Raw genomic sequence first — 3,964 nt, forward strand, 5'->3', positions numbered from 1 at the left:
ACCCCAGCCCGCGCCCGCCTCCGGGCCGCAGCAGGGCGCCCCGGCCGCCGGACCCGCCGTCCCGCGGCCGCTGCCCGCCGTGCCCCCGCCGGCGCCGCACCAGCCCCCGAGCCGCGTCCGGGCCAGGCTCGCCCGCCTCGGCGGCTCCCGGGCCGGCGGCCCGAACCCGGTGCTCGAACCGCTGTTCCGCATCGTGCGCGCCTCCGATCCGAAGGCCGACCTGCGGCTGCTCGAGCGGGCCTACCAGGTCGCGGAGAAGTACCACCGCGGCCAGCGGCGCAAGAGCGGCGACCCGTACATCACCCACCCGCTGTCGGTGACCACGATCCTGGCCGAGCTCGGCATGGACGTCCCGACGCTGTGCGCGGGCCTGCTGCACGACACCGTCGAGGACACCGACTACAGCCTGGACATGCTGCGCCGCGACTTCGGCGACACCGTCGCCCTGCTGGTCGACGGCGTGACCAAGCTGGACAAGGTCAAGCTGGGCGAGGCCGCGCAGGCCGAGACAGTGCGCAAGATGGTCGTGGCGATGGCCCGCGACATCCGCGTGCTGGTCATCAAGCTCGCCGACCGGCTGCACAACATGCGCACCATGCGCTACATGAAGCGGGAGAAGCAGGAGCAGAAGTCCCGCGAGACCCTCGAGATCTACGCCCCGCTGGCGCACCGGCTGGGCATGAACACGATCAAGTGGGAGCTCGAGGACCTCGCCTTCGCGATCCTCTACCCGAAGATGTACGACGAGATCGTGCACCTGGTCGCCGAGCGCGCGCCCAAGCGCGAGGAGTTCCTGGCCCAGGTCACCGACATCGTCCAGGGCGACCTGCACGCGGCCCGGATCAAGGCCACGGTCACCGGCCGGCCGAAGCACTACTACTCGGTCTACCAGAAGATGATCGTGCGCGGCCGCGACTTCGCCGACATCTACGACCTGGTGGGCATCAGGGTCCTGGTGGAGTCGGTGCGCGACTGCTACGCGGCGCTCGGCACCATCCACGCGCGGTGGAACCCGGTCCCCGGCCGGTTCAAGGACTACATCGCGATGCCCAAGTTCAACATGTACCAGTCGCTGCACACGACGGTCATCGGGCCCGAGGGCAAGCCGGTCGAGCTGCAGATCCGCACGCACGCGATGCACCGCCGCGCGGAGTACGGCGTCGCGGCGCACTGGAAGTACAAGGAGGACGGCCGCACCGGCGGCGGCTCCGGCGCCAAGACCGCGGACGCCGGCCCCGGCGACATGGCCTGGCTGCGGCAGCTGCTGGACTGGCAGCGCGAGACCGCCGACCCGGGCGAGTTCCTGGACGCGCTGCGCTTCGACCTGTCCGCCTCCGAGGTGTACGTCTTCACCCCGAAGGGCGACGTCGTCCCGCTGCCCTCCGGCTCGACCCCGGTGGACTTCGCGTACGCCGTGCACACCGAGGTCGGCCACCACTGCATCGGCGCCCGGGTGAACGGGCGGCTGGTGCCGCTGGAGTCCAAGCTGGACAACGGCGACGTGGTCGAGATCTTCACCTCGAAGGCGCCGAACGCGGGCCCGAGCCGCGACTGGCTGGGCTTCGTCGCCTCGCCGCGGGCCAGGAACAAGATCCGCGCGCACTTCACCAAGGAGCGGCGCGAGGAGGCCATCGAGCAGGGCCGCGAGCAGATCGCCAAGGCGATCCGCAAGCAGGGCCTGCCGCTGCAGCGCCTGCTCTCCAGCGAGGCGCTCTCCTCGATCGCGCTCGACCTGCACCACGCCGACATCAGCGCCCTGTACGCCGCGGTGGGCGAGAACCACGTCTCCGCCCAGTCGGTCGTCCAGCGGCTGCTGCAGACCCTCGGCGGCGAGGAGGGCGCGGAAGAGGACCTCGCCGAATCGACGATCCCGACGCTGCCCGGCGACCGCCGCGAGCGCAAGCGCTCCGCGGGCGACCCCGGCGTGCTGGTCAAGGGCGTCGAGGATGTCTGGGTCAAGCTCTCCCGCTGCTGCACCCCGGTCCCGGGCGACCGCATCCTCGGCTTCGTCACCCGCGGCAACGGCGTCTCCGTGCACCGCGCCGACTGCACCAACATCGAGCAGCTCAAGGCCCAGCCCGAGCGCATGCTCGAGGTCGAGTGGGCGCCGACGGCCTCGTCGGTCTTCCTGGTCTCGATCCAGATCGAGGCGCTGGACCGGGCCCGGCTGCTCTCGGATGTCACCCGCGTGCTCTCCGACCAGCACGTCAACATCCTGGCCGCGACGGTGAACACCTCGCGCGACCGGGTCGCGATGAGCCGGTTCACCTTCGAGATGGGCGACCCGAAGCACCTCGGCCACGTCCTGAAGGCCGTCCGCGGCATCGAGGGCGTCTACGACGTGTACCGCGTCTGACGCTCCGCCGGGCCCGTTCACCCGCGCGCCGCGGATGAACGCTCCGCCGGTCCGCTCCGTAACCCAGGACGATGAGCCTGGATGCGGACGAGATGCTGGCGGAGCTGACGCGGCGCGCGCAGACCCCTGACCAAGGGCGTGAGCGGGCAGACGGCGTCCTGGACTTTTTGGCTGGCCACGACTACGCCGACCTGTCCCCGGCCCAGGTCCTGCGCTTCTTCGAGCTGATGAACCTGCTGAAGCCGGCGCCGTCCCGCGACCAGTGCGACCCGGCAGCCTGGGACCTCACGGACCTGTCCGGCAGCGAACGCATCGCACTGCCGCCGCCGGGCCGCGGCCGCGCCGACTGGTCGCCGCGCTCCGGCGCCGAGCCGCTGCCGGCGAGCGTCGGGGCCGGGATCCCGAAGGTCTGGTTCACGATCTGGACCGGCTGGGGCGCCAACAGGGTCCTGCGACCGGTTGGCAGAAGCGCGATGTTCTGGGAGCAGTGGTCCAAGAGCGCGCAGATCCACGGCGACGTGACGTTCGTCCACCTCACCGAGGCCACCCGCGCGGAGGTCCGCGCCGCCCTGGCGCCGGAGCAGGAGCCCGCCGTCGCAGATGACCCGGCCTTCGCCGACGTCCGGCAACTCGTCCGCTGGGCGGAGGCCAACCGCATCATCCTGATCAGCACCGATGAGCTTCTCAGCGTCGACGACTCGGGTTGGATTCGTCGAACACTGCGTGCACGCCGTGCCCGACGCGACGGACCGAGCCTGGCCGAGTTCAGCGACCTGCTGCGCCTGTGGCTCGTGTACCGGTTCGGCGGCCTCTACCTCGACGGAAACAAGCCGCTGCTGTCAGACACCGTGTTCTCGGTCGTCGCGGCGAGCGTGCCTGGCTTCGGCGGCGGCGACGACAGTAACGCGGCGTTCCTGGCGTTCCCGCGCCACCCGCTGCTGCGCACCATGCTCGAGCAGGTCAGGGCCAACTTCCGCAAGGACCAGGTCGAGCTCGCCCGCGACGGATTCTCCTATCAGGGGGTAGACATCACCGCGGTCAACCTCAACGCCGCACTGCGTCTGCCGGTGATCGAGCGCACCGGACCCGCGATGGTGCACCGCTGCTTCATCGAGACGGGCTGGTCGTCCCAGTCGGGCCGCCCCTTCGCGCCGCCGGTCCCGATCCCGCACCACCACCCGTACCAGGCGGCATGGCTCCTGGAAGAGCCCGAGCCGGCCGTCCGCACCCTGTCCGACACGGAGATCCACGCCACGGTCGCCGACCTCACCGACCGCCTGATCTCCGACCTCGACGACACCCGCGGCCACCTCGACCTCATCGCCATCGAAGGCGCCCTCGCCGAGCTCCCCGATCCAGACGACGCGCTCAGCGCGATCCTGCGCCACCTGGCGTCGCACGAGGAATTGCGCACCAGTGTCCACGGCGTCTTCGACCATCACTGGAAGCACGACCGCCCCAACGAGACGTTCACGCTCACGCCGTTCGCCTACCAGGCCACCGCCCCCCGGCACCTGCACTACCTGCCGCAACTCCCGCCCCTGATCGGAGACCCGGACGGCGTCTGGCTGCTTCATAAGAAGGCTGCGAGAGCCATCCTCCTACCTC

The 3,964-nt window shown here is 70.8% G+C and carries 2 protein-coding genes; both read left to right on the forward strand.

What is annotated here, in order from left to right; translation table 11 throughout:
* Positions 1-2,356: RelA/SpoT family protein (locus KDK95_RS34065; RefSeq protein WP_212522492.1), on the forward strand; the 2,356-nt coding region annotated here is incomplete at its 5' end.
* Positions 2,357-2,427: 71 nt separating this feature from the next.
* Positions 2,428-3,964, forward strand: a 1,537-nt coding sequence (locus KDK95_RS34070; protein WP_212522493.1) for a glycosyltransferase family 32 protein, incomplete at its 3' end; no start/stop codon positions are given.

It is taken from the genome of Actinospica acidithermotolerans, assembly GCF_018139625.1.
Lineage (GTDB): Bacteria > Actinomycetota > Actinomycetes > Streptomycetales > Catenulisporaceae > Actinospica > Actinospica acidithermotolerans.